This window comes from Oceanicaulis sp., assembly GCF_051859625.1.
In the GTDB taxonomy this organism is placed as follows: domain Bacteria; phylum Pseudomonadota; class Alphaproteobacteria; order Caulobacterales; family Maricaulaceae; genus Oceanicaulis.
This window is the reverse complement of sequence record NZ_JBHYFH010000002.1, coordinates 530686-555399: the sequence shown is the minus strand read 5'-3', so window position 1 is coordinate 555399 and position 24714 is coordinate 530686. Positions and strand designations below refer to the sequence as shown.

The window sequence follows — 24714 nt, the reverse complement described above, 5'->3', positions numbered from 1 at the left end:
GGAAAGTCCGATCTGATGGCTTGCAGCTTTGGGCTGCGGCTCGTATAAGCGCGCCCGATCCCGCACGCGGAGCTTCGGCTTTTCAGGTGAAAAGTCGCTCCGGTGTCGCAAGTCGTGCCTGAAGTCCAGCTGGATGAAAGGTGAGGCGAGCGGCTCCGCTCCGCGGAGGCCAACCGGAAAAAGGACCTAAAATATGGCTCTTCCTGATTTCTCCATGCGCCAGCTGCTCGAAGCCGGCTGTCACTTCGGTCACCAGACCCACCGCTGGAACCCGAAGATGAAAGACTACATCTTCGGCGAACGCGCCAACATCCACATCATCGACCTGTCGCAGACCGTTCCGCTGCTGCACCAGGCTCTGGTGAAAGTGCGTGAAGTCGCCGCCAAAGGCGGTCGCGTTCTGTTCGTGGGCACCAAGCGCCAGGCCGCCGAGCCGATTTCGCAGGCCGCATCGCGCTGTGCGCAATACTACATGAATCACCGTTGGCTGGGCGGCACGCTCACCAACTGGCAGACCATCTCCAAGTCCATCGCGCGTCTGCGCGAGCTGGAGACCCTTCTGGACGCCGAAGGCGGCCCGACCGGTCTGACCAAGAAAGAAATCCTGATGCTCACCCGCGAGCGTGAAAAGCTCGAGCGTTCGCTTGGCGGCATCAAGGAAATGGGCGGCACCCCGGACCTGATGTTCGTGATCGACACCAACAAGGAGTCCATCGCCATTCAGGAAGCCAAGCGCCTGAACATCCCGGTCGTGGCCATTCTGGACACCAATTGTGATCCTGATCCGATCGATTTCCCGATCCCGGGCAATGACGACGCCTCTCGCGCGCTTTCGCTGTACTGTGATCTGATCGCGGACGCCGTGCTGGACGGCATCGCCGACAGCCAGGCCGCTCTGGGCATGGATCTGGGCGAATCTGAAGCGCCGAGCGAAGTCGCTCTGGGCGTGGACGAGGGCGAAGCCGCTCCGACCGAAGAACCCGCCGCCGAAGCCGCGCCCGCTGCTGCGGAAGCGCCGGCTGAAGACGCCAAATCCTAATAGCGCCCCAAGCGCGATCCAAGGAGACCTCCCCATGGCTCAGATCACCGCTGCTCTCGTTAAAGAGCTTCGCGACAAAACCGGCGCCGGCATGATGGACGCCAAAAAGGCGCTTGTGGAAGTTGACGGCGACATGGAAGCCGCCGTCGACTGGCTCCGCAAGAAAGGCCTGTCCAAAGCCGCCAAGAAAGCGGACCGCGTGGCTGCTGAAGGCCTGGTGGCCGTTAAAGCTGAAGACGCTGGCGCCGGCATGGCCGCCGCCGCTGTTGAAGTGAACGCCGAGACCGACTTCGTGGCTCGTAACGAGATCTTCCAGAACGCCGTGGCTGAAATCGCCGGTCTGGCGATCAATGCGGATTCTGTGGAGGCCCTGAACGCCTCGCAGATGTCTTCGGGCAAGTCCGTGGCCGACACCATGACCGATCTGATCGCTCAGATTGGTGAGAACATGTCGGTTCGCCGCACCGCCACCCTGTCTGTGGATCCGGGCGTTGTCGCAGCTTACGTGCACAACGCGGCTGGCGACGGCATGGGCAAAATCGGCGTGCTGGTTGCGCTGAAGTCCGAAGGCGACAAGGCGGTTCTCGCCGAGCTGGGCCGCAAGGTCGCCATGCATGTGGCGGCAGGCTCGCCTGCGCCGGCTCTGGCCGTCCATGAGGGCGAGCTGGATCAGACCGTGGTCGAGAAAGAGCGTGAAGTGTTCGCTGGCCAGGCCCGCGAATCCGGCAAGCCTGAGCAGATCATTGAGAAAATGGTCGAAGGCCGTCTGCGCAAGTTCTACGAAGAAGTCGTGCTTCTGAAGCAGGTCTTCGTGTTCGACACCGACAAGACCGTCGCTGAAGCCATCAAGGCGGCTGAGGGCGATGCAGGCGCACCGATCGAACTGACCGGTTTCGTCCGCATGGTTCTGGGCGAAGGCGTCGAGAAAAAAGAAGAAGACTTCGCCGCTGAAGTCGCAGCCGTCGCTAAAGGCTAACAATTTCGGCCCGGGCGTGTGAAGACGCGTCCGGGCCGGACTCCATCTGAAGACAGCAATCATGCGGAGCTTGCCGTGACCGACACCGAGGACCGACCGCTTATTACGCCTAAAGGCCCCTATAAACGGGTTCTTTTGAAGGTTTCCGGTGAAGCTCTGATGGGCGATCAGCCCTACGGCATCGACATGACAACTGCAGACCGCATCGCCCGCGAAGTCGGCGAAGCGGTCGAGGCCGGCTACGAGCTGTGCCTGGTGATCGGCGGCGGGAACATTTTCCGCGGCCTGACCGCCGCCGCCAAAGGCATGGAACGCGCCGCCGCCGACTATATGGGCATGCTGGCGACCGTGATGAACGCCTTGGCCATGCAGACGGCGCTGGAGCGCGTCGGCGTGCAGACCCGCGTTCAGTCCGCCATTCCCATGACCACCGTGTGCGAGCCCTATATTCGCCGCCGCGCCGTGCGCCATATGGAGCGTGGCCGCGTGGTGATCTTCGCCGCCGGCACGGGCAATCCGTTTTTCACCACCGACACGGCCGCCGCTCTGCGCGCCGCCGAAATGGGATGTGACGCCTTGTTCAAAGGCACCAGCGTGGATGGCGTCTATGATGATGATCCACGTAAAAATCCGCAAGCCAAACGCTTTGAGTCTCTTGACTATATCGACGTTCTGGCGCGCGATCTGAAAGTTATGGACGCCTCGGCGGTGACGCTGATGCGCGACAACCAGATTCCGATCGTTGTGTTCAACATCCGCGAACAGGGCGGTCTCGCCCGGGTTCTGGATGGCGAGGGCACATGTACGGTCGTCGGCGGCTTATCCACCTGAAGCCGCAATAAAAAGGGGAGACACGGACATGTCCGGTTTCGACATCAAAGACATCGAGCGCCGCATGGATGGCGCGATTGACGCGCTCAAGAAAGAATTCGCCGGCCTGCGCACCGGCCGCGCTCACGCCAGCTTGCTTGATCCGATCAAGGTTGAGGCCTATGGCGCGCTGACCCCGATCAACCAGGTCGGCAACGTGTCAGTGCCCGAGCCGCGCATGATCACGATTTCGGTTTGGGACAAGACCCTGGCCGGCGCTGTGGAAAAGGCGATTCGCAACTCTTCGCTGGGTCTGAATCCGGTGTCCGAAGGCGAAACCCTGCGCATTCCGATTCCGCCGCTCAACGAAGAGCGCCGTGTGGAGCTGGCCAAAACCGCAGGTTCGTATGCCGAGAACGCCCGCATCGCCGTGCGCAATGTGCGCCGCGATGGCATGGATCAGCTCAAGCGCGACGAAAAAGACAATGAGATCAGCGAAGACCAGCACAAGAAGCTGGCTGACCAGATCCAGAAACTGACCGACGCCAAAGTGGCGTCCATCGACACCCTGCTGAAGACCAAGCAGGACGAGATCACTCAGGTCTGATGGGACGGGCGCTCGCTTGCGTGCGCCCTGCGACGGCGGGAGGGCCGTTTCCATGAGCGAGACCGAACCGTCCGGACAGACGCCCCGGCACGTCGCCATCATCATGGATGGCAATGGTCGCTGGGCGGCGTCTCGGGGGCGCCCGCGCGCCTTTGGTCATCGCAAGGGGGTCGAGGCGGTGCGCGAGGCCGTGCGCGCCGCCGGTCAGCTCGGGGTGCGTTATCTCACCCTGTTCAGCTTTTCCACCGAGAACTGGAACCGTCCCGCCGCCGAGGTGGAGGCGTTGTTCGAGCTGTTAAGGCGTTTCGTGGCGGCGGATCTGGACCGGCTGCACGCCGAAGGCGTGCGTGTGCGCATTCTGGGCCGCCGCGAGGGGCTGAAAGAGGAATTGTTGCGCCTGATTGAGTCTGTGGAAACGCGGACGGCGGAGAATGACGCCTTCTTTCTCAACATCGCCTTCAATTATGGGGGGCGGGACGAGATCATCCGCGCCGCGCAGCGTGCAGCCAAGGCCCATGACGGCGATTTGTCCGCACTGAACGAAGCCGAGTTCGCCCGTTATCTGGACACCGCGGATCTGCCTGACCCTGATCTGGTGATCCGCACCAGCGGCGAACGCCGCATCTCCAACTTTCTCCTGTGGCAAGCCGCGTACGCGGAGTTTGTATTCATGGATGTTCTCTGGCCTGATTTTGACAAGTCAGCCTTTGAGGACGCCTTGTCCGAATACGCCAGCCGGGACCGTCGCTATGGCGGCGTGCGTCATGGCTGACCCTGAGAATGGTGACGATGTGACCGCGCCTCGCAAGCCCATGCGCGGCGATCCCATGTTCTCCCGACGGGTGCTGTCCGCGCTGGTGCTTGCGCCTGTCTCGATCGGATTGGTGATCTGGGGCGGGCCGGCGTTTTCCATATTCATCGCCGCCTTTTCCGCCGCCATGGCGTGGGAATGGGTGCGCATGTCGGATCCCAAGGCTCCGCCGCGCGCTTTTGCGATCGCCACCAGTACGGCTGTGGGCGGAGTGTTGCTCGCCAGCCAGCTTGAACTTCTGGCGGCCGCCGTCTGGATCCTGGGCGGCGCTTTGGCAGCCTATGCCGACCGGCGGCCGCGCGGACGTGGGTATGAGGCGTTGTTCGGCGTCGCTTATGTGGCGTTGGCCGCCAGCGTGCTGGGCGCGTTACGGCATGAGGACACTGCTGGGCTGGCGGGTGTCGTCTTTCTGATCAGCGTGGTCTGGGCCGCGGATACGTTCGCCTATCTGGCGGGGTCCTGGCTGGGCGGCTGGAAACTGCTTCCCGCCGCCAGCCCCAACAAGACCTGGGCGGGGCTCGTCGCGGGGCTCGCCTTTGGCGTGATCGCTGGCGCGTTCGCAGCCTGGTGGGCGGGCTGGGACCCAAGGCATGGCGCGATCCTGGCGGCGCCCACCGCGCTGATGGCGGTGGCGGGTGATCTGTTGATGTCGCTGGCCAAGCGCCGCTTCGGCGTCAAGGATGCCGGTACGGTGATCCCCGGGCATGGCGGTGTTCTGGACCGCGTGGATGCGCTGATGATGGCGGCTTTGTTCGCCGGGCTCTGGTCGTGGATCGGTCCGGGCGGATGGCCTGGAGGGAGCGCATGAGCGCACGGACAGTCACAATTCTGGGCGCGACAGGCTCTGTGGGACGCGCCACGCTGGATTTGATCGAGCGTGCGCCGGAAGGCGCTTTTGATGTCGTGGCGTTGACCGCGAACAGTCAGGCCGATGATCTGGCGCGGCTGGCGATCCGGACCCGTGCGAAGTTTTGCGCCGTCGCCGACCCTGAAGCCGGTGCGGCGCTGGAGGTTGCGCTGCAAGGCACGTCCATTCGCAGCGCTGCAGGTCCTGACGCCGTCTGTGAAGCCGCGCGCATGTCCGCTGACTGGGTGATGGCGGCCATTGTGGGCGCAGCCGGACTGCCGCCGACGCTCGAAGCGGTGCGCCGGGGCGCAGCCGTGGCCTTCGCCAACAAGGAAGCGCTGGTCTGCGCCGGAGACCTGTTCATGACGGCTGCGCGAGAGGCGGGCGCCCGTCTGCTGCCGGTTGATTCAGAACATAACGCCATCTTCCAGGCCTTTGACGAGCAGCAACGCGCCGGTATTCGCCAGATCATCCTCACCGCATCGGGCGGCCCGTTCCGACACTGGACGCTCGAGCAGATGGGGCAGGCGAGCCCGGCGCAGGCGGTGGCCCATCCCACCTGGTCCATGGGGGCGAAGATCTCGGTGGACAGCGCCACCATGATGAACAAGGGCCTTGAGATCATCGAGGCGTGCCATTTGTTCGGTCTGCCGCAGACCGATGTGGATGTTCTGGTGCACCCGGAATCCATTGTTCATGGCCTGGTCGAGTATGTGGATGGCGGAATGTTGGCGCAGCTGGGCATGCCGGACATGCGCACGCCCATCGCTCACGCCCTGGCCTGGCCGGACCGGCTCGAGACGCCTGTGGAACGGCTCGATCTCGCCAAACTTAGCCAACTCACCTTCGAAGCCCCTGATCCGGTTCGGTTTCCAGCGCTTGGGTTGGCGCGCGCGGCGTTTGATGCGGGGCGCGGCGCGCCGGCGATTTTCAACGCCGCGAACGAAGTGGCGGTCGCCGCCTTTCTGAATGGTCAGATAGGCTTTCTTGACATCGCGGCATGCGTCTCTGACTCTCTGGAGCGAGGGGAAGCCGACGGCGTCGTATCCGTGCAGCCATCTGGCTTTGAGGCTGTGTTAGACGTGGACCGGCAAGGGCGTCGGTTTGCGATGGACGCGGTTAAGCAGCGAGTCCGCTAAGCGGCTGCTGCGTAAGGAGACTACATGCTCGACTGGCTTGGGTCCGGAACCCTGTCCATTTTCGCCTTCATCCTGGTGATGGGCTTTGTCGTGATCATTCACGAGCTGGGCCATTACTGGGCGGGGCGGATGTGCGGCGTGCATGCCGATGCGTTCTCCATGGGCTTTGGCCCGACGCTGTTCTCGCGCACGGACAAGCTCGGTACGGTCTGGAAGGTCAGCGCCTTGCCTCTGGGCGGATTTGTGCAGTTCCGCGGCGACGCCAACGCCGCCAGCGCTCCGGATTATGAAACCCTTGAACAGCTGCGCTCCGAGCACTCTGACCCAGACAGCGTTCTGCATTTCAAACCGGTCTGGCAGCGCGCCTTCATCGTGGCGGCGGGACCGCTGGCGAACTTCCTCTTGGCGATCGTGCTGTTCTCAATCCTCGGGGTGATGAACGGCGAACGCGTGATCGAGCCGCGCATCGGGGTCGTGGAAGAGGGCTCGGCGGCGGCGCAGGGCGGTTTTCAACCCGGCGACCTGGTGACCGAAATCAACGGATCACAGATTAGCAATTTCAACTCGATCCGCGAATATGTCGCCACCCGGGCCAATCAACCCATTCGCTTTACGGTCGAGCGTGACGGAGCGCCAGTCGAGCTGACCGTCACGCCTGATCGCACCATGCGGCCCGACGGCCTGGGCGGCGAGCGCGCAGTGGGATTCATGGGCGTGGGCGTATCGCAGGATGCGCAGGTCCAGGTGGTTCGCCCCGCGCTCTGGGAAGCGCCGATCTATGGCGTGACGCGCACGGTCGACACCACCGGGACAATTATCAGCTATCTGTCGCGCCTGGTGACTGGGCGCGCGTCAACCGAACATATCAACGGTCCGGTGGGCATCGCCACCACAGCGGGTCAGCTCGCCAATCTGGCCGTCAGTGACGGCGGTGCGACCCAATCAATCGGCCTTCTGACGCGGCTTGAGCGGCTGTTTGTGGTGATGCTGGCCTTGTCCGCATTGCTGAGTGTCGGACTGGGGTTAATGAATCTTCTGCCCATTCCGGTTCTCGACGGCGGGCACCTTGTGTACTACGCCTATGAAGCGATAGCGAAGCGCCCGCCAAGCCCCTCCGTTCAGGAAATGGGGTTCCGGCTGGGTCTTGGCTTGATTTTGGCCATGTTCTTGGTGGCCACCTGGAATGATTTGAGTTATTTGCGCGGACAGTTCCTGTGACAGGGGGCGTCGCGGGCGAGGGACGAGGGCCTTTCATGAATGTGATTTTCAAAGGATTGGCGGCTGCGCTCCTGAGCGTGATCACCGCAGGCGTCGGCCATGCGCAGGATGCGGGCGTTAACCCCGCCACCTCTGCGTCTGAGACGGTGCAGGTGGACAGCGCTCCAGTACAAGCCCAGCAACCGATCCTGCAGATCCTTGTGGAAGGCAATCAGCGCGTCGAAGCGGATACGATTCTGTCTTACCTGCTGATCCAGCCCGGTGATCTTCCCAATTCGCGTCTGATCAATCTGTCGATCCAGACCCTTTACAGCACCAATCTGTTCTCGGACGTCCGGGTGGCCGTCGACGGCGCGTCGCTGGTTCTCTATGTGGAAGAAAACCCCATCGTTAACCGTGTGATTCTTGAAGGCAATCGCGCGATTGGCGATGACAAGATCACAGATGAAATCGAGCTTCAGGCGCGCGCCCTCTTCACGCGCTCCCGCGTGCAATCTGATGTGCAGCGCATTCTTGAAGTCTACCGACGGTCAGGCCGGTTCGCCGCTCAGGTGACGCCGCAGATCGTCGAACTGCCGCAAAACCGCGTCGACCTGGTCTTTGAAATCTCGGAAGGCCCGGTGACGGGCGTCGAGCGCATCTCGTTTGTCGGCAATGAAGCGTATTCTGATCGCCGCCTGCGCGGTGAGATCGTCACCACCGAGGCGCGCTGGTGGAAATTCTTCAGCTCAAACGACAATTACGACCCTGACCGGATCGAATATGACCGCGAGCAGCTGCGCACTTTCTACAATGACCGCGGCTTTGCGGATTTCCGCGTGACCTCGGTCTCTGCGGAACTCGCCCCCGACCAGTCTGAATTCTACGTCACCTTCACCATGGACGAAGGCGAGCGCTATGAATTCGGCGAGATCACTGTCGAGACCGAGATTTCAGACCTGAATATCGAATATCTCGAAGCGGTTCTGCCGACCCAGCCTGGCCGCCTCTATATCGGCAGCCTGATCGAGGACGCCACGGATTCGCTCACCTACGCCGCCGGCGCCGCCGGTTACGCGTTCGTGGATGTCAGTCCGCGCGTGTCGCTGAACCGCGAAGACCAGACGGTCGACATCAATTATGTGATCGAGGAAAGCCCGCGCGTTTACATCGAACGCATCGACATCATCGGCAACACCCGGACCCTGGACCGCGTCATTCGACGTGAACTCGACCTGGTGGAAGGCGACGCCTTCAACCAGGCGCTGGTGAACGTGTCGCGCTCCCGTGTCGGTCAGCTGGGCTTCTTTGAAGACGTGCAGGTCGAGCCGATCCAGGGCAGCGCTCCGGATCGCGCCCAGGTTCAGGTGCGGGTTGCTGAGCAGCCCACGGGCGAGCTGGCCTTCGGCGCCGGCTTCTCCTCCACGGACTCCTTCCTGGTCGACTTCTCGATCTCTGAACGCAATTTGCGCGGTCGCGGCCAGTTCCTGCGCTTGCGGGTCTCCACCAGCTCGCGCCAGCAGCAGATCGATATCCGCTTTACCGAGCCGCGCTTTCTGGATCGCAATCTCGCGGCAGGTTTCGATCTGTTCCGTGTGAGGTCCGACTTCTCCAGCGAAGCGTCGTTTGAGACAGAGTCCACCGGCATCACGCTGCGCGCAGGCTTCCCGCTGACGCGGGCTGTGCAAGCGGGTGTCAGCTACACCATGCGGACCGATGACGTCACCACGTTCTCTGGCGTTTCAGAATCCATTCAGCGCGCTGCGGGCTCACGGGTCACCTCGTTGCTGGGATATTCGCTGCGCTGGAACCGTACGGATGATTATCGTGAGCCGACACGCGGCTTCCAGTTGAGCTTCAACCAGGACTTCGCCGGCTTTGGCGGTGATGTGCGCTATGTGCGCTCGGAGCTGCAAGGCGGCGTCTATCGCAGCGTCTGGCGGGATCGTCTGGTGTTCAGCGCCACTGGCTCTACGGGCTATCTGTTCTCCTGGGGCGGCGACACGGCACGCATCAACGACCGTTTCTTCAAAGGCGGCAATTCGTTCCGCGGCTTTGAAACCGCAGGCATCGGCCCTCGGGTCGTCCAGCGTCGGGCCGAAGCGCTTGAAGATGGCGATGAGTTTGTGTCCGGCGACGCCCTGGGCGGTAATTTCTACGCCATTGGCGCCTTTGAAATGGGCTTCCCGCTGGGCTTGCCGGAGCAGTATGGCATCCGCGGCAGCCTGTTTACTGAATTCGGTACGGTCGGCGTCCTGCCTGACGACGATCAGATCGACGATGATGGCACAGACTCCGCCATCTTCACCGTTGACGACCTGGCGCTGCGCGCATCAGCCGGCATGAGCATCTTCTGGGATTCTCCATTCGGCCCGGTGCGGTTTGACCTGGCGCACGCCTTTATCAAGGAAGATTACGACCAAGGGGCGTTCTTCCGCTTCAGCACACGAACGGGGTTCTAAACTCATGAAACGTCAGATTTTCGCCGCTATGCGCCCGCTGCGCATGCTCGCTGTAGCTCTCGCTCTGACCATTGGTTTCAGCGCGGCGAGTTTTGCTCAGGACGTGCTCGTCATGAATGAACAGCGCATCCTTCGAGAGAGCGCTGTCGGCCAACATATCGCCACGCGCCTGGAAGCCATCGGCCAGGAAATCCAGGCCGAGCTCGGACCGCAGCAAACGGCTATCCAGACTGAAAGCGAAGCGCTCAACGCTGAACTGTCCGCACTCTCCGAAGATGCGATCCGTCAGCGTCCGGACCTGGCTGCGCGGTATGAAAGCCTGCAGCGTGACGCCGCGACCTTCGAGCAGACCCGCCGTATCCGCGCTCAAGAGCTGCAAGCCACCGAACAGCAGGCCATGCGTCCGGTTTTGCCGATCCTTCAGGAAGTGCTGCAAGAGATCGTCTCCGAGCGGAACGCCAGCGTGCTCATTGATCGCTCGGTGGTGGTTTTCGCCGCTGATTCCGTCGACGTCACCCAGTCTGCGATCGAGCGTCTGAACCAGCGCATCTCGACCACGCCGGTCAACCGCGTGCGCGTTCCCACCCAGCCTGCTCAACAGCAGCAATAAGGTTGGTCTGATATGGGGGCCGACCCGCGATTTTTTGAGCGGCTCGGCCCGCTCAAGGCTTCTGACATCGCCGCGCTTATCGGGTCTGACCTGATCGGCGACGGCGATGTCGCTGTTTTTGACGTCTCCACGCCTGACGCAGCCTTGGCGGGCGAGCTGGTGTTTCTGGCTGGCAAGGCGCCGCCGGAAACCCCGCCCGCTGCGGGCGTCGCCATTGTTCCGGACGCCAGCTGGGCTGACGCCTTGCCTCATTGCGAGGCGGTTCTGGTGCATCGGGTTCCGCGCGCAGGGTTTGCGCAAGCTGCGGCCCGGCTGTTGTCCACCCGTTTCCATGACGGAGCGGACTTCATTCACGCCTCTGCACAGATCGCCGAGACAGCCCGTCTCGCCCCGGGGGTCATCGTCGGGCCGGACGCCATCATAGGCGAGGGCGCGCGCATTGAGGCCGGTGCGATCATCGGGCCGGGCGTCGTCATCGGCGCTCAAACGCGGATCGGCGTGCGCGCGAACGTGCAGTGCGCGCTGATTGGCGCGAAATGTGAAATTTCCGCCGGCGCAGTGGTGGGCGAGGCCGGGTTTGGTCTGGCTTACGAAAAGGGTGAGGTCTTCACCTTGCCGCATCTGGGGCGCGTCATCGTCGAGGACGAGGCGACGCTTGGCGCAAATGCGACCGTGGATCGCGGGATGCTCAAGGACACCCGGATCGGCAAAGGCGTACGGATCGATAATCTATGCCATATCGGCCACAATGTGGATGTGGGCGAATACGCTGTGATGGCGGCGTTTGCGGGCATATCAGGCAGCACCATCATCGGCGCTGGCGCGCAATTTGGCGGCCGTGTGGGCATTGCGGACCATTTGAAAATCGGGGCCGGGGCCCGGCTTGCGGCAGACGCCGCCGTCATGAAAGACGTGCCGGCGGGGGAAACCTGGGCGGGATCCCCAGCGCAGCCCATTCAAAGTTTCATGCGCGAAACGGCGTGGCTGCGGCGCGCTGTGGGGCGCAAGTCCAAGCCTGAGCGCAAGAAGGATGAGACATGAGCGACGAGACGATGATCATCGGGCCTGATGAAATCCTGCGCCGGTTGCCCCATCGTTACCCGTTCTTGATGGTGGATCGGGCGGAAGCCTATGTGCCGGGCGAGTCCATCGTCGGATTCAAATGCGTCTCAGCGGCCGAGCCGCATTTTCAGGGACATTTCCCCGAAAACCCGGTCATGCCTGGCGTGCTCATCATCGAGGCGCTGGCCCAGACGGGCGCGATCCTGATGTCAAAAACGCTCAATGCGGACATCTCCAATACGTTGATCTATTTCATGGGCGTGGAACAGGCCAAGTTCCGTCGCCCCGTCCGTCCGGGTGATGTGCTGGAGATGCCCGTTGAGGTGACAGCCAATCGTCGCGGTGTTTTCAAATTCAAGGGCGAAGCGCGCGTGAACGGCGTCCGGTGCGCGGATGCGACGTTCTCCGCGACCTCGGCCCCGCGCGAAGCCTGACGGAGCGAGCATGACTCACAGCATTCATCCCACAGCCCTTGTGGACGACAGCGCCCAGCTGGGTGACGGCGTCGAGATCGGCCCGTTCTGCATTGTCGGCCCGAACGTCAAGATCGGTGACCGCACGCGTCTGATCTCCCATGTCACGCTGAGCGGCCAGACGGATCTGGGCGCAGATTGCGTGCTGCATCCCTTCGTCTCGCTCGGCGAGCCGCCCCAGGACTTCAAATTCAAGGGCGGGGATGTGCGCCTGATCGTCGGGGATCGCAACATCCTGCGCGAGCAGGTGACCATGCATATGGGCACCGAAACCGCGAAGGGCGTGACCGAGGTCGGCTCAGATAATTTCTTCATGGTCGGAGCGCATGTGGCCCATGACTGTAAGGTCGGAAACCATGTGGTGTTCGCCAATAATGCGACGCTGGGCGGCGATTCCACCGTGGCCGATTACGTGATCATGGGCGGGCTGTCGGCGTTGCACCAGCAGTGCCGGATCGGCAAATACGCCTTTATCGGCGGCGGCGCCCCGGTGACCGGCGACGTGATTCCCTATGGCATGGTGGATAATCTGGGCGCGCTGGCGGGTCTCAATCTGGTGGGCCTCAAACGCCGCGGATTCGCACGCGATGCAATCCATGATCTGCGGGCGGCTTACCGTCTGGTCTTCGCCAATGAAGGCGCGTTCAACGAACGGATCGAGGACGCGGCGCGTCTGTTTGAAAACCGGCCGGAAGTGATGGACATCGTTGAGTTCATTCGCACTCCTGCCAAGCGTCCGCTCTGTTCGCCAGAGGGGCGCTAGGTCTTGGCGGGGTTTGAGCGCCTGGGCCTGATTGCGGGGGGCGGGGACCTTCCGGTCTATGTGGCAGAAGCCGCTCAGGGCGGAGATCGTCTGGCGTGCGTGATTGCGCTGAAAGGCTTTGCAGACCCGACCCGCTATGACAGCCCGATCATTCGCGGCATCGCTCAGCTGGGGCAGGTGGTCAAGGATCTGCGTCTGGCCGATTGCGACGCTGTCTGCTTCGCCGGCATCGTGACACGGCCTGATTTCTCGGCGCTCAAGCCCGACCTCAAGGGGATGGCCTTCCTGCCTCAGGCGTTGGCGGCGGCGACCCGGGGTGATGACGCGCTGTTGCGGGCGATTGTCGGTTTCTTCGAGAAAGAGGGCTTCACCGTCATCGGCGCCAATGACATCGCAGATGAACTGCTTGTTGAGCCGGGCCTGATCGGCGCGGTTGAGCCGAGCCCGGGCGTGCGGGCGGACGCCGCCAAGGCGCTTCACATCGCCGGCGTGACGGGCGCGGAAGATATCGGGCAGGGCGCTGTGGTCTGCGACGGGCTGGTGCTGGCCGTGGAAGCGCAGGAAGGCACCGATCAGATGCTGGCGCGCGTCGCCGGCTTGCCGCCCGAGCTGAGAGGCTCCGCCATAAATCGCAAAGGGGTTCTGGCCAAGCGCCCCAAACCGGATCAGGAACGGCGCATTGATTTGCCGGTGATCGGCGTCTCCACGGTTGAAGGCGCAGCGCGGGCGGGGCTTGCCGGTATCGTCATCCCTGCGGGCGGCGCTATGGTTTTAGGCCGAGAGGCTGTTGCGCGCGCCGCCGATGCGGCGGGGCTGGCGGTCTGGGCCGTAACACTGGACGAGCTGCCGGGTGTCGCAGATGACCAAACCTCTGACCGTGAAGACTGAACTGGCGCGTGCGCCGCGGATTTTCCTGGTGGCGGCGGAGCCGTCTGGCGATGCGCTGGCGGGTGATCTGATTGATGCGCTGCGCGCCTTGCGCCCTGATGTCGAGATCGCAGGCGTCGGCGGGCCGGAGATGGCCAAGCGCGGCGCGGTGTCTCCCTTTGATATTTCCGAGCTGTCGGTCTTCGGCCTGTTTGACGGTCTGAAGATCATCAATCTTGTCCATCAGCGCGCCCAGGAGACCGCGGACGCCGCCAAGGCGTTTGGCGCAGATGCGATTGTGCTGATTGATTCGTGGGGGTTCATGCTGCGCGCCGCCTGGAAACTGCGCGAGGCGTTGCCTGGCGTGCCGCTGATCAAATATGTGGCGCCCCAGGTGTTCGCGGCCCGGCGCGAGCGCGCCAAAGTCGCCGCCGACACGTTTGATCATCTGTTGGCGATCCATCCGTTTGACGCGCCATACTTCACCGAGCACGGCATGGATGTGAGCTTTGTGGGCAATCCGGCGCTCGAGCGTGATCTCAGCGGCGACGGCCCGGCTTTTCGGGCGCGTCATGGCGTCAGCCCCGAGGACGAGCTGTTGCTGGTCTTGTTCGGCAGCCGGATGTCGGAGCTGACCCGGCTGTTCCCGCGCTTCGCCGACGCTGCCCGCCGGTTAAATGCCGAGCGTCCGGACCTCAGGCTCGTCACGCCTCTGGCCCCTTCGATCGCCGAGCAGGCGCGGGAGATGATCAAGGCGGAGCCCGCCTTTGACGATCTGATCATCGTGGATGGCGAAGAGCGCCGGGACGCGTTCCATGCTGCGGATGTGGCTCTGGCCTGTTCAGGCACGGTGACGCTGGAGCTGGCGCGCTTAGGCGTGCCCACGGTCGCGGCCTATCGTTTGGGCTGGCTGGCCTGGGCGGCGGCGCGGTTCTTCTTGATGAAATCCAAATACATCTCGCTCGCCAATATCGCCGCAGATGAGATGCTGATCCCCGAACATGTCCAGACCCAGTGTCGGGGCGATGTGCTGGCGCATAGCGTGGGCGCCTTGCTGGATGATCCTGAGCGCCGGTCGGACCTGTCCCGACGCCTGCGGGACGTCACCGACCATATGCGGGGCGAGGGCGGGTCACCGTCAGCGAACGCCGCCGCGGCTGTGCTCTCCCTGATCTAGCTGGGCAGGACGTCACAGGCGGACATCACTCTTGCATTCTAAAATGTAGCATATATGCTGCGTTTTGAAGTTCATGCAGGAGGTCGCCATGCGTGCCCAGGGCCCGCTCCACGGTTTTTACATCGCTGACTCCAGTGACGATCCGCAAAAAGCGCAAGCTTGGGCGCAGACGTCCAAACGGCGGAGTTTGGTCGTCTTGGCGGTGATGGTGTTTGCGATCCTGGCGATTGCTCTTTCCGTCGTGATCGACGGCGTTATTCAGGCCCTGACCGCGCGCACGGCGATCACTCAGTCCCTGACAGGGCTTGCCCCGTTGCTTCTGATGGGCTCGGGGGCGGCGATCTGGCTGGACAGAAAGCTCTTTTTCGCCAGCCGTCCAGCCTTTGCCGTACCGGGAGAGCTCTATGATGAACGACAACAAGCGCTTGTCGCCATGGCGACGAGACAGGGGTTGAATCTGGCGCTCGCGCTTCTGGGTATCGTCGCGGCGGTGGGCGCGTCACCTTTGCCCGCTGGATACTCAATCGGTGTAGGCTTGGCGGCGATCGCTCTGGCCATATCCGGACCCCAGCTGGTGCTGGCCTGGACGTTGAAAGCCTCTGATTTCAACTTCTCAGGCGACGAGGATGAGGACGAGGATGACTGAGCCGGTCAACTTCCAGAACCGGGTGAAGACCTATCGTGTGGACCGCGGCCTCTCGCGTCAGGAGCTGGCGAACCGGGTTCAGGTCCACCCTCAGACAATCGGGGCCATCGAGCGAGGCCAGTTCAATCCCACCATCGAAGTGGCGTTGAGACTGTCTGAAACCCTGGGCGTGGGGCTGGACGCCTTGTTTTCCCGGCAGGGTTTCGGGCCGCTACAAAGCTGATGTTTAGCTAAAAGAAAACCGGCGAAGCTATTGCTTCGCCGGTTCTTTTTCTCTTGGTGAAGAGAAGCGTCTAGCGCTTGTCGATGCCGACGAAGTCGCGGGCGGTCGCGCCGGTGAAGGCCTGACGCGGACGGCCGATTTTCTGGCTCGGATCCTCGATCATTTCCGACCATTGCGCGATCCAGCCCACAGTGCGGGCCAGGGCGAACAGCACGGTGAACATCTCGGTCGGGAAGCCCATGGCTTTCAGGGTGATGCCCGAATAGAAGTCGATGTTCGGATAGAGCTTCTTCTCGACGAAGTACGGATCTTCCAGCGCGATCTTCTCCAGCTCCATGGCCACAGCCAGCAGCGGATCATTGCGCACGCCCAGCTCGTCGAGCACTGCGTGGCAGGTTTCACGCATCACTTTGGCGCGCGGATCGTAGTTTTTGTACACGCGGTGGCCAAAGCCCATCAGGCGGAACGGATCGTTCTTGTCTTTGGCTTTGGCGACGTATTCAGGGATGTTCTCCACCGAACCGATTTCCGCCAGCATGTTGAGCGCCGCTTCGTTTGCGCCGCCATGAGCCGGACCCCACAGCGAAGCGATGCCGGCCGCGATGCAGGCGAACGGGTTGGCCCCCGAAGAGCCGGCCAGACGCACGGTCGAGGTCGATGCGTTCTGCTCGTGATCGGCGTGCAGGGTAAAGATCTTGTCCATGGCGCGCGCCAGGGTCGGGGAGACTTCGTATTTCTCCGCCGGAACCGCAAAGCACATCTGCAGGAAGTTGGACGCGTAATCGAGATCGTTCTGGGGCGTCACGAAGGGCTGGCCCACGTGATATTTGTACGCCCGCGCCGCGATGGTGGGCATTTTTGCAATCATGCGATGGCTCGCGATCAGGCGGGCCTTCGGATCATTGACGTCGGTTGAGTCGTGATAGAACGCCGACAGCGCGCCCACAGTGCCGACCATGATCGCCATCGGGTGGGCGTCACGGCGGAAGCCGCGGAAGAACTGGTCGAACTGGTCGTGCAGCATGGTGTGACGACGGATCGTCCAATCAAACTCTTCGAGTTCCTTGGCGTTCGGAAGCTCACCATTTTGCAGCAGATAGGCCACTTCGATGAAGCTGGCGTTGTCGGCCAGCTGATCAATCGGATAGCCGCGATACAGAAGCGTGCCTTCATCGCCGTCAATATAGGTGATTTGGCTTTCGCAGGACGCGGTGGACGTGAAACCGGGGTCAAAGGTGAAAACACCCGCATTTTTGTAGAGCGCACGAATGTCGATGACGTCCGGACCGATGGAGCCGCCATACACAGGCAGGTCATAAGTCTCGCCGTTAATCGACAGCTGTGCGGAACCTTTCGGTTGAATCTTGTTTTCCATATCTCCAACCCCTTTTCTATGGGTCATGATGAACGCGGCCTGTGAAGGGGCGCGACCTAGTCCATCACGTCATTGAGCCGATCCAGAACTTCATCACGTCCCAGAACCGCCAGTACGAAACTCATGTCCGGCGCTGGCGCGCCACCGGTGAGGGCCGCTCGGAGCGGCTGACCCACCTTGCCAAATCCAACGTCTTCAGCCTCTGCGAAAGCGTTAAGCACTTCGCCCAGAGCCGCCTCGGTCCAATCTGGCGTATCCCTTAAAACCACCGCAAGGCGCGACAAGAGCGCCTTGGCGTCATCCTTGAGCGCCTTTGCGGCTTTGCCCGTCAACTCGATCGGGCGCGGACGGATAAGGAAATAGGTCTGATCTTCCAGTTCTGCGAGGGTCGCCGCCCGTTCTTTCAGCACTTTCATCGCTGAAGACACCCAGACTTTCGCCTGATCATCCAGCCGCACATCCTCGCGGCCCTCCAGGCGATCCCAAAGCAGATCGGTCAAACGCGCATCGTCGGCGCGCTTCATATGCCAGGCGTTGACGCTGGACATCTTGTCGAAATCCAGACGTGCGGGGGCTTTGCCGAGACCTTTCAGGTCAAAAGCCTCAATCATGTCAGCGTCAGTGAAGTATTCCTGATCGCCTTTGGACCAGCCCAGCCGCAGCAGATAATTGCGCAGGCCTTCGGGCAGATAGCCCATGTCGCGATAGGCTTCCACGCCCAGCGCGCCATGACGTTTGGACAATTTCTTGCCATCAGGACCGTGAATGAGCGGGATGTGAGCGAAGACGGGGATGTCCCAGCCCAGCGCGTTATAGATCTGGGCCTGACGGCCGGCGTTCACCAGGTGATCATCGCCGCGAATGATATGGGTGACGCCCATATCATGATCATCCACCACGACGGCGAGATTATAGGTGGGATTGCCGTCGCCGCGTAGCAGCACAAGATCGTCAAATTCCTTGGCGCCCCAGCGCACCTGTCCCTGAACCGCATCCTCGATCACCGTGTCGGTGTCTGAGGCGCGAAAGCGCACGACGAAAGGCGTGTCTGCAGGCGCTTCGGACGGGGCGCGGTCGCGCCAGGGCGAACGTAGCGCCCGGCCTTCTGCGAACGCCTGTTCGCGCAGGTATTCTGTCTCTTCGGCTGTGCAATAGCATCGGAACGCCGCGCCGCTTTCGATCAGCGTGTCCACGATTTCCCGGTGCCGGTCAGCGCGGGCGAATTGGGAGACGGTCTCGCCATCCCACTCCAGGCCCAGCCAGCTCAGGCCGTCCACGATCGCCTGAACCGTCTCGTCGGTTGAGCGGGCGCGATCAGTGTCTTCAATGCGCAGCTTGAATTCGCCGCCATTCGCCCGCGCGAACAGCGCGTTGAACAGTGCGGTGCGAGCGCCGCCAATATGCAGATAGCCAGTCGGGGACGGCGCGAACCGGGTGATGATTTTCATATGATCTTGCAATTGCGAATTCATGCTGCAGTGCGAAGGGTCGTGCTCTTTAGCACGCCAAACCGCATCCGTCATAGCCTCAGCCTGATGTTCACGCCAAAATGAAGGTGTGAAGTCGTTCAAGTTTCCACCCCCAGGGGAAATTCCCGCTCTGCGCCGGGCGATGGTGTCCGGTCTTGGCGCCCCTTTGAGCCTGAATGCACCGGACCCTTATCGCCTGATCCTTTGGGCGCCCGTGGCGCTGGCGGTGGGGTCAGCGGGATATTTCTCCTGGCCGGTTGAACCTGGACTTACTCCAGTCCTGACAGGGGTTTTTGTCACGGCGCTTTTTGGTCTGGCCTGGTGCGTGCGACGCGGTGTCAGCACGCTCTATTTGTGGGTTCTTCTGGGCTGCATCTGTCTGGGCTTTGTGCTGGCGGGGTATCGCAGCCATGCGCTGGCGCCGCCGCCGCTGGACCGCTTCGTGGGTGAACGCAGCGCGCAAGTGACGGGCTGGATCGAACGCGTGGAGCGATTGGACGGGCGTGCGCGCCTGTTGATCCGGGTCCATGAGCTTGAACACGCCGATACGCCGCCGGTGCGCGTTCGCGTCCGGGCGGGGCTAGGCGCATTTGAACCGGGCGACGCCATCCATGTTCGCGCTCGCCTGTCTCCGCCCTCTGCGCCTGTGGCCGCAGGCGGGTATGATCCGGGCCGGGCGGCCTGGTTTGATCAGATCGGTTTGACGGGATACGCGATCTCTGATCTGGAACCTGCGCAAATCGCCGCGCCGAGACCGGTGATGCTCGAGTTGGCGCGGTTCCGCTGGCGCTTGTCAGAGCGTTTGCAGGCGGGGGGCGGGCCCAGAACCGGCGCCGTGGCGGCGGCCTTGCTGACGGGGGAGCGGGCGCGGGTGTCGTCTGAGGACGCAGAGGCCCTGCGTCTGTCGGGGCTTGGCCATATCCTGGCGATTTCCGGGCTGCACATGGCCTTGTTCGCCGGCGGCGCCTATTGGCTGATCCGTCTGATCTTCGCCGCCTGGGAGCCCTGGGCGCGCGGCCATGATCCAAGAAAACCCGCAGCCCTGGGCGCGCTGGTCGCGGCGAGCCTCTATCTGGTCGTGTCAGGCGCGGCGGTGTCCACCCAGCGCGCCTATATCATGGCGTTCGTGGTGCTGGTCGGCGTCTTGTGCGACCGGCAGGCCTTTTCCATGCGGTCTTTGGCGCTGGCGGCCATTTTCATCATCCTCATCACGCCTGAAAGCGTTATCGAACCAGGGTTTCAGATGAGCTTCGCCGCTGTTGCGGCCTTGATCGCCAGTTTTGACGTTTATCGTCGCTGGCGTCCCGAAGGCGGCGGCTCAACCTCGCTCCTCGCAAAGCTCAAGGACGCGATTGCGGGATTGAGCGCCACATCCTTGATCGCAGGGTCAGCGACAGGCGCGTTCGCCGTTTTTCACTTCCAGCGCATGGCCGCCTATGGCTTGTTGGCTAATCTGGCGGCCATGCCGATTTTTACGTTCTGGGTGATGCCGGCGGGCGGCGCGGCGCTGTTGTTTTCGGTGATTGGTCTTGAAGGCCCGTTTCTGTGGGTCATGGATCAGGGGCTGCGCCGGGTTCTGGATGTGGCGTATTGGGCGTCAACGCTTGAGGGGGCTGTGGTGAGCGCGAACGCCGCGGATCCGGCGCTGCTGGCGCTTTACGGTCTGGGTTTCGCCTGTCTGGTGATCGGGCTGGGGTGGATGCGGCTGGGCGGCGGTGTGCTGGTTTGCGCCGCCTTGACGCTGTTCATGGTGCAGGCGCCGCCCCAGATGATGATTACGGACGGCGGCGTGGTGTTGGCGCGGTTTGAGGGGGCGGGAGACGCCTTCACCGTGAGTGATCGGAGGCGAGGCCGGTTTGATGCGCGCGTCTTCCTGCAACGCACCGGAGCGAGCTACCGCCCGGAACGCTCGGCGCTCGCTTGCGACGCTTTGGGATGTACGGGACGCACTGCGGAGGGTTTGCTGCTGGCCGTCACCGATAATCCCGAGGCGCTGGAGGAGGATTGCGATCGCGCGGATCTGATCGTCTTTGACGGGGTCGTCTCCGCCTGGCGCAAACGCCGCTGCGCGGCCTTGCTGTTAGATGACGAGATGCGCGCCGAGCTGGGCGGGCTTGAATTCTGGGTGCATGAGGGCCGAGTGGTGCGAATGCGCGGCGCCGAGCAAGCCCGGCAGGGCCGTTTATGGGGCGGCGCGCAGGGCAGCTAGCTTATTGAAGCTTGAGCCCGGATTGAGACATGCGCCAGAGCAGGGCGTCGATGCGGTCCTGTCCAAAGAATGGCTCGCCGTTAAACACCATCAACGGCACGCCCCAATGGCCAGCCGCATCCTGATTGGCTTCGTTCTCGAGGATCTGGGCGTCAATCTGGTCAGATTGAGCGTCGGCTTCCGAATTTAGCCAGTCGGGATCGAGGCCAGCTTTATGGGCGGCTTCATCCAGCGCGCCGTCATCGGTCCAGGGTGTCTCATAGCCCGCGCTGGCTCCGCCCCAGATGCGTCGGCTGGCGGCGGCGATATACGCCAGCCCGTCGCCCGCTTGCGTCGCCATGACCCCAAGACGGTTGAGATAACTGATGCGCGGCTGTTCAGCGGCGATCTTCAGGGTCGTGATGTCCTGAGCAATCGGATCGGGCGAGGGGGCGCTGATGGGCAGGCCCAGGCGTTCCGCCTCCCGCGCGACATCCACGATCACATAATGTATCCAGCGCGAATCGCGTTCTTCAAAGAATTCAGGACTACGCACCGCCAGCGGCCGCACGATGCGCACATTGACCATGAAGCCGTACTGGTCGCGCAGCGCCAGCAGGCGCTGTGCGGCGATATAGCTGTAAGGGCTGCGAAATGACCAATACAGGTCAAAGCTGAGCGCGGTCTGGTCTGTCATGTCTGCGTCGTCCTGATTGGGCAAATCCCTGACGCGCAGACTAAACCCACCCAAGCAGCGCGCCTAGTGATAGCGCCGGATCAAGCCGACCAGACGCCCCTGCACCTTGACCTCATTGGGGCCGAAAATGCGGGTTTCGTAAGCTGGGTTCGCCGCTTCCAGAGCGATGGAGCCGCCCTTTTTGCGCAGTTTTTTCAGCGTGGCTTCCTCATCATGGACGAGCGCGACCACGATATCGCCTGTATTGGCGGTGTCGCCGCGCTTGATGACCACCAGATCGCCGTCAAGGATGCCGGCTTCGATCATGGAATCGCCGTGCACTTCCAGCGCGAAGTGCTCGCCGCCGGAAATCATGTTCGCCGGGACGGGCAATCGGTCGGTTTCATGCTGGATCGCCTCGATCGGCACGCCGGCTGCGATCCGGCCCAGAACCGGCACTTCAACGCCCTGGCTGCTTTCGTCATGAGAAGGCGCGCCGAAGGGCGCTTTCACCACATTGGAGGCAGGGGCGGGCGAGGGCGCGCCGGTTTGCGGCAGTTTCAGCACTTCCAGCGCTCGCGCCCGGTGCGCCAGTCGCCGGATGAAGCCACGTTCTTCCAGCGCGCTGACCAGACGGTGGACGCCGGACTTGGACGCCAGGTTGAGCGCTTCTTTCATTTCGTCAAAGGAAGGCGACACGCCGTCTTCAGACAAGCGCTTGTTGATGTAGAGCAAAAGCTCGTGCTGCTTTTTGGTCAGCATAATCGCCCCTTGGAACAAAATAGAAACCTACGATCAGTGTTCTATGCATGTTCCATCTTAACGTCAAGTGAAGCTGCGACGCTTTCAGAGCCCCATAAGGGTGCGCGTCGCCGCGGTGACATCGTCCTGCCGCATCAGGCTTTCACCGACCAACAGGGACTTGGCGCCAGCGTGCTGCAATCTGACGGCGTCGTCACGGGTGAAGATGCCGCTTTCCGCCACCAGAAACCTGTCATCACCCACCATAGGGGCAAGAGTTTCAAAGGTTTCCAGTGAGGTTTCGAAGGTGCGCAGATTGCGGTTGTTCACCCCCACAAGCGGGCTGGGAAGGGCCAGAGCGCGTTTCATTTCGGCGGCGTCATGCACTTCGACCAGCGCGTCCATATTCCATTTGAACGCTTCCTCGATCAGCGCGGCGGCGAGGGAATCATCAACGCTGGCGAGAATCACCAGAATGCAATCCGCGCCCAGCGCGCGTGATTCGGCGACCTGCCAGGGGTCGTAGAGGAAATCCTTGCGCAGGACCGGCAAAGACACCGCCGCGCGCGCCGCGACCAGAAAGTCGTCATGGCCCTGAAAGCTGGGCTCGTCGGTCAGCACGGACAGGCAGCTGGCGCCGCCGTCTTCATAGGCCTTGGCGAGTACGGGCGGGTTGAAGTCGGCGCGGATCAGACCCTTGGACGGGCTGGCTTTTTTCACTTCCGCAATCAGGCTCAGCCCATTCGCAGCCGCATCGCGGTCCAGCGCCGCCTTGAAGCCGCGCACGGGAGAGGCGTCCTGCGCCCGTTCGCAAATCGCGTCATAGCTCAGCGCAGCCTTACGCTCGGCGATGTCGGCGCGCTTATAGGCTTCAATTCGGTTCAGGACGTCGCTCATGGGGCGTTCTCTTAACTGGGTAGTCGCTCAGGCGTTGCTGGCTTTGACGAGGGCGTCGAGGGCCGATTGCGCGCGGCCGTCATCAATCGCTACGCCAGCCAGTGCAGCGCCGGCCTTAAGATCTTCTGCCAGGCCGGCGAGCTTGAGCGCGGCGGCGGCGTTGATCAGGACAATATCGCGATAGGGACCAGGCGCGCCTTTGAGAAGGTCGCGGATCGCCTGGGCGTTCTCTTCAGGTTCGCCGCCCTGCAAGTCTTCCAGCGCCGCGCGCTGCAAGCCGGCGTCTTCAGGCGTGATCTCGTATTCGCGGATCATGCCGTCCGGCGTCAGTTCGGCCACATAGCTGACGCCGGTGGTGGTGATCTCGTCCAGTCCGTCTTCGCCATGCACGATCATGGCGGCGTCCGCGCCCAAGCCGCGCAGGGCTTCGGCCATGGGGACTAGCCATTTGCGGTCAAACACGCCCAGCAGCTGACGTTTCGCGCCGGCCGGGTTTGATAGCGGACCCAGCAGGTTGAAAATCGTCCGCACGCCCAGCGTCTTGCGCGCCGGTCCCACATGGCGCACCGCGCCGTGATGGGCCTGGGCGAACAAAAAGCCCACGCGCGCCTGATCCAGCGCGGCTTCGACCTGATCAGGGCTGGCGAACAGGTTCACGCCCAGGCTTTCGAGCACTTCCGCAGAGCCTGATTTGGAGGAGGCGGCCTTGTTGCCATGTTTGGCCACGACAGCGCCAGCGCCAGCGGCCACGAGGGCGGCGGCGGTCGAGATGTTCCAGGTGCCGCGCGCGTCGCCGCCGGTGCCGCAGGTGTCGATGGCGGCGTCAGGCGCGTTGACCGGCGTCATGCGGGCGCGCATGGCCTTTGCGCCGATCATCAGCGCTTGCGGGCTTTCCCCCAACGCTGTGAGCGCCAACAGGAACCCGCCTACCTCGACAGGATCGGCCTGACCCTCCATCAGCGCGTCAAACGCGTCCGCAAGCGCGCCCTCATCGGGCTCAAAGCCCTGGGCGAGGGCCTGGATGGCGGGGCGCATGCGGCTCATGCCGCTTGCTCTGTGGCCAGACCCGCCAGCCGCAGGAAATTGCCGATCAGCGCGTGACCGTGCTCGGACGCGATGGATTCAGGGTGAAACTGAACGCCGTGGATGGGGCGGGACTTGTGCATCAGCCCCATGATCTCGCCGTCTTCGGTATGCGCATTGGCGACCAGCTCGGTCCCATCGGGCAGATCCACCGCCAGCGAGTGATAACGCGTGGCCTGATAGGGCGAGGGCAGGCCCTCGAACACGCCTGTGCCGTCATGCTCGATCGGGCTGGTCTTGCCATGCATGATCGCTTTGGCCTGAATGACCTTGCCGCCAAACACCTGACCGATCGACTGAAAGCCCAGGCAGACGCCAAAAATGGGCAGGTCTTCCGGCGCGCTCCGGATCAGGTCCAGGCAGATGCCCGCCCGGTCCGGATCGCAAGGGCCGGGGCTGATCAGAACGCCTTGCGGATCAAGAGCCAGAGCCTCTTGCGCGCTCATTGCGTCATTGCGGATGACGCGGGTCGGCGCGCCCAGCTCCTGGACGTAATGGACCAGGTTGAAGGTGAAGCTGTCATAATTGTCGATGATCAACAGCATGGGGGGCTCGCGGCATCCGTGAAAACTGATG

At 62.7% G+C, this 24714-nt stretch carries 25 protein-coding genes; 18 read left to right on the top strand and 7 right to left on the bottom strand.

What is annotated here, in order from left to right; genetic code table 11:
• Nucleotides 1–193: 193 nt before the first annotated feature.
• The 17 genes from rpsB to ACTIGF_RS12160 all read left to right on the top strand — a co-directional run bounded on the left by rpsB (nt 194) and on the right by ACTIGF_RS12160 (nt 15709).
• Nucleotides 194–1039 (top strand): 30S ribosomal protein S2, encoded by an 846-nt coding sequence (rpsB, locus tag ACTIGF_RS12240; RefSeq protein WP_439637155.1) that lies wholly within the window; start codon nt 194–196, stop codon nt 1037–1039.
• Between the two features lie 34 nt (nt 1040–1073).
• On the top strand, nt 1074–2015 hold the full coding sequence (gene tsf, locus ACTIGF_RS12235; RefSeq protein ID WP_439637154.1) for a translation elongation factor Ts: 942 nt from the start codon (nt 1074–1076) through the stop codon (nt 2013–2015).
• Nucleotides 2016–2117: 102 nt separating this feature from the next.
• Entirely contained in the window at nt 2118–2846 is a 729-nt protein-coding gene (gene pyrH / locus ACTIGF_RS12230; protein ID WP_439637299.1) for a UMP kinase, read from the top strand.
• Between the two features lie 28 nt (nt 2847–2874).
• Complete coding sequence (gene frr / locus ACTIGF_RS12225; RefSeq protein ID WP_439637153.1) at nt 2875–3432, top strand: ribosome recycling factor; 558 nt, start codon at nt 2875–2877, stop codon at nt 3430–3432.
• A 52-nt stretch (nt 3433–3484) separates the two neighbouring features.
• A complete protein-coding gene (gene uppS / locus ACTIGF_RS12220) occupies nt 3485–4204 on the top strand; it encodes a polyprenyl diphosphate synthase (RefSeq protein WP_439637152.1) in 720 nt (239 codons plus the stop codon).
• Nucleotides 4197–5051 (top strand): phosphatidate cytidylyltransferase, encoded by an 855-nt coding sequence (locus tag ACTIGF_RS12215; RefSeq protein WP_439637151.1) that lies wholly within the window; start codon nt 4197–4199, stop codon nt 5049–5051. The genes uppS and ACTIGF_RS12215 overlap by 8 nt, the downstream gene beginning before the upstream one ends.
• Complete coding sequence (dxr, locus tag ACTIGF_RS12210; protein WP_439637150.1) at nt 5048–6229, top strand: 1-deoxy-D-xylulose-5-phosphate reductoisomerase; 1182 nt, start codon at nt 5048–5050, stop codon at nt 6227–6229. The genes ACTIGF_RS12215 and dxr overlap by 4 nt, the downstream gene beginning before the upstream one ends.
• A gap of 24 nt (nt 6230–6253) precedes the next feature.
• Complete coding sequence (locus ACTIGF_RS12205; RefSeq protein ID WP_439637149.1) at nt 6254–7447, top strand: M50 family metallopeptidase; 1194 nt, start codon at nt 6254–6256, stop codon at nt 7445–7447.
• 35 nt (nt 7448–7482) lie between these two features.
• Nucleotides 7483–9888, top strand: coding sequence for an outer membrane protein assembly factor BamA (bamA, locus tag ACTIGF_RS12200; RefSeq protein ID WP_439637148.1), 2406 nt, complete (start codon nt 7483–7485; stop codon nt 9886–9888).
• Between the two features lie 4 nt (nt 9889–9892).
• A complete protein-coding gene (locus tag ACTIGF_RS12195) occupies nt 9893–10498 on the top strand; it encodes an OmpH family outer membrane protein (protein WP_439637147.1) in 606 nt (201 codons plus the stop codon).
• Between the two features lie 12 nt (nt 10499–10510).
• Entirely contained in the window at nt 10511–11539 is a 1029-nt protein-coding gene (lpxD, locus tag ACTIGF_RS12190; RefSeq protein ID WP_439637146.1) for a UDP-3-O-(3-hydroxymyristoyl)glucosamine N-acyltransferase, read from the top strand.
• Complete coding sequence (gene fabZ, locus ACTIGF_RS12185) at nt 11536–11994, top strand: 3-hydroxyacyl-ACP dehydratase FabZ (RefSeq protein ID WP_439637145.1); 459 nt, start codon at nt 11536–11538, stop codon at nt 11992–11994. Before lpxD ends, fabZ begins: the two co-directional genes overlap by 4 nt.
• Nucleotides 11995–12004: 10 nt before the next feature.
• Entirely contained in the window at nt 12005–12796 is a 792-nt protein-coding gene (gene lpxA, locus ACTIGF_RS12180; RefSeq protein WP_439637144.1) for an acyl-ACP--UDP-N-acetylglucosamine O-acyltransferase, read from the top strand.
• 3 nt (nt 12797–12799) lie between these two features.
• Nucleotides 12800–13684 (top strand): LpxI family protein, encoded by an 885-nt coding sequence (locus tag ACTIGF_RS12175; protein ID WP_439637143.1) that lies wholly within the window; start codon nt 12800–12802, stop codon nt 13682–13684.
• Nucleotides 13656–14840: a lipid-A-disaccharide synthase gene (gene lpxB / locus ACTIGF_RS12170; protein WP_439637142.1), complete on the top strand. Its 1185-nt coding sequence runs from the start codon at nt 13656–13658 to the stop codon at nt 14838–14840. Before ACTIGF_RS12175 ends, lpxB begins: the two co-directional genes overlap by 29 nt.
• Before the next feature lie 88 nt (nt 14841–14928).
• The gene (locus ACTIGF_RS12165) at nt 14929–15486 is read left to right on the top strand and encodes a hypothetical protein (protein ID WP_439637141.1); all 558 of its coding nucleotides are present in this window, start codon (nt 14929–14931) and stop codon (nt 15484–15486) included.
• A complete protein-coding gene (locus tag ACTIGF_RS12160) occupies nt 15479–15709 on the top strand; it encodes a helix-turn-helix transcriptional regulator (RefSeq protein ID WP_439637140.1) in 231 nt (76 codons plus the stop codon). The genes ACTIGF_RS12165 and ACTIGF_RS12160 overlap by 8 nt, the downstream gene beginning before the upstream one ends.
• 70 nt (nt 15710–15779) lie before the next feature.
• On the opposite strand, the gene gltA is transcribed toward ACTIGF_RS12160, so the two are convergent.
• Together gltA and gltX are read right to left on the bottom strand one after the other, a co-directional pair.
• Nucleotides 15780–17084, bottom strand: a complete 1305-nt coding sequence (gene gltA / locus ACTIGF_RS12155) for a citrate synthase (protein ID WP_375549004.1) — start codon at nt 17082–17084, stop codon at nt 15780–15782.
• A 56-nt stretch (nt 17085–17140) separates the two neighbouring features.
• A complete protein-coding gene (gltX, locus tag ACTIGF_RS12150) occupies nt 17141–18532 on the bottom strand; it encodes a glutamate--tRNA ligase (protein WP_439637139.1) in 1392 nt (463 codons plus the stop codon).
• Between the two features lie 187 nt (nt 18533–18719).
• Here gltX and ACTIGF_RS12145 point away from each other — a divergent pair, with 187 nt between their 5' ends.
• Nucleotides 18720–20762, top strand: a complete 2043-nt coding sequence (locus ACTIGF_RS12145) for a ComEC/Rec2 family competence protein (RefSeq protein WP_439637138.1) — start codon at nt 18720–18722, stop codon at nt 20760–20762.
• Nucleotide 20763: 1 nt separating this feature from the next.
• On the opposite strand, the gene ACTIGF_RS12140 is transcribed toward ACTIGF_RS12145, so the two are convergent.
• The 5 genes from ACTIGF_RS12140 to ACTIGF_RS12120 all read right to left on the bottom strand — a co-directional run bounded on the left by ACTIGF_RS12140 (nt 20764) and on the right by ACTIGF_RS12120 (nt 24683).
• The gene (locus ACTIGF_RS12140; protein ID WP_439637137.1) at nt 20764–21438 is read right to left on the bottom strand and encodes a 2-hydroxychromene-2-carboxylate isomerase; all 675 of its coding nucleotides are present in this window, start codon (nt 21436–21438) and stop codon (nt 20764–20766) included.
• 63 nt (nt 21439–21501) lie between these two features.
• On the bottom strand, nt 21502–22179 hold the full coding sequence (gene lexA / locus ACTIGF_RS12135) for a transcriptional repressor LexA (RefSeq protein ID WP_439637136.1): 678 nt from the start codon (nt 22177–22179) through the stop codon (nt 21502–21504).
• An 84-nt stretch (nt 22180–22263) separates the two neighbouring features.
• Nucleotides 22264–23055, bottom strand: a complete 792-nt coding sequence (trpC, locus tag ACTIGF_RS12130; RefSeq protein ID WP_439637135.1) for an indole-3-glycerol phosphate synthase TrpC — start codon at nt 23053–23055, stop codon at nt 22264–22266.
• Nucleotides 23056–23082: 27 nt separating this feature from the next.
• The gene (gene trpD / locus ACTIGF_RS12125) at nt 23083–24099 is read right to left on the bottom strand and encodes an anthranilate phosphoribosyltransferase (RefSeq protein ID WP_439637134.1); all 1017 of its coding nucleotides are present in this window, start codon (nt 24097–24099) and stop codon (nt 23083–23085) included.
• A complete protein-coding gene (locus ACTIGF_RS12120; protein WP_439637133.1) occupies nt 24096–24683 on the bottom strand; it encodes an anthranilate synthase component II in 588 nt (195 codons plus the stop codon). The genes trpD and ACTIGF_RS12120 overlap by 4 nt, the downstream gene beginning before the upstream one ends.
• Nucleotides 24684–24714 lie beyond the last annotated feature (31 nt).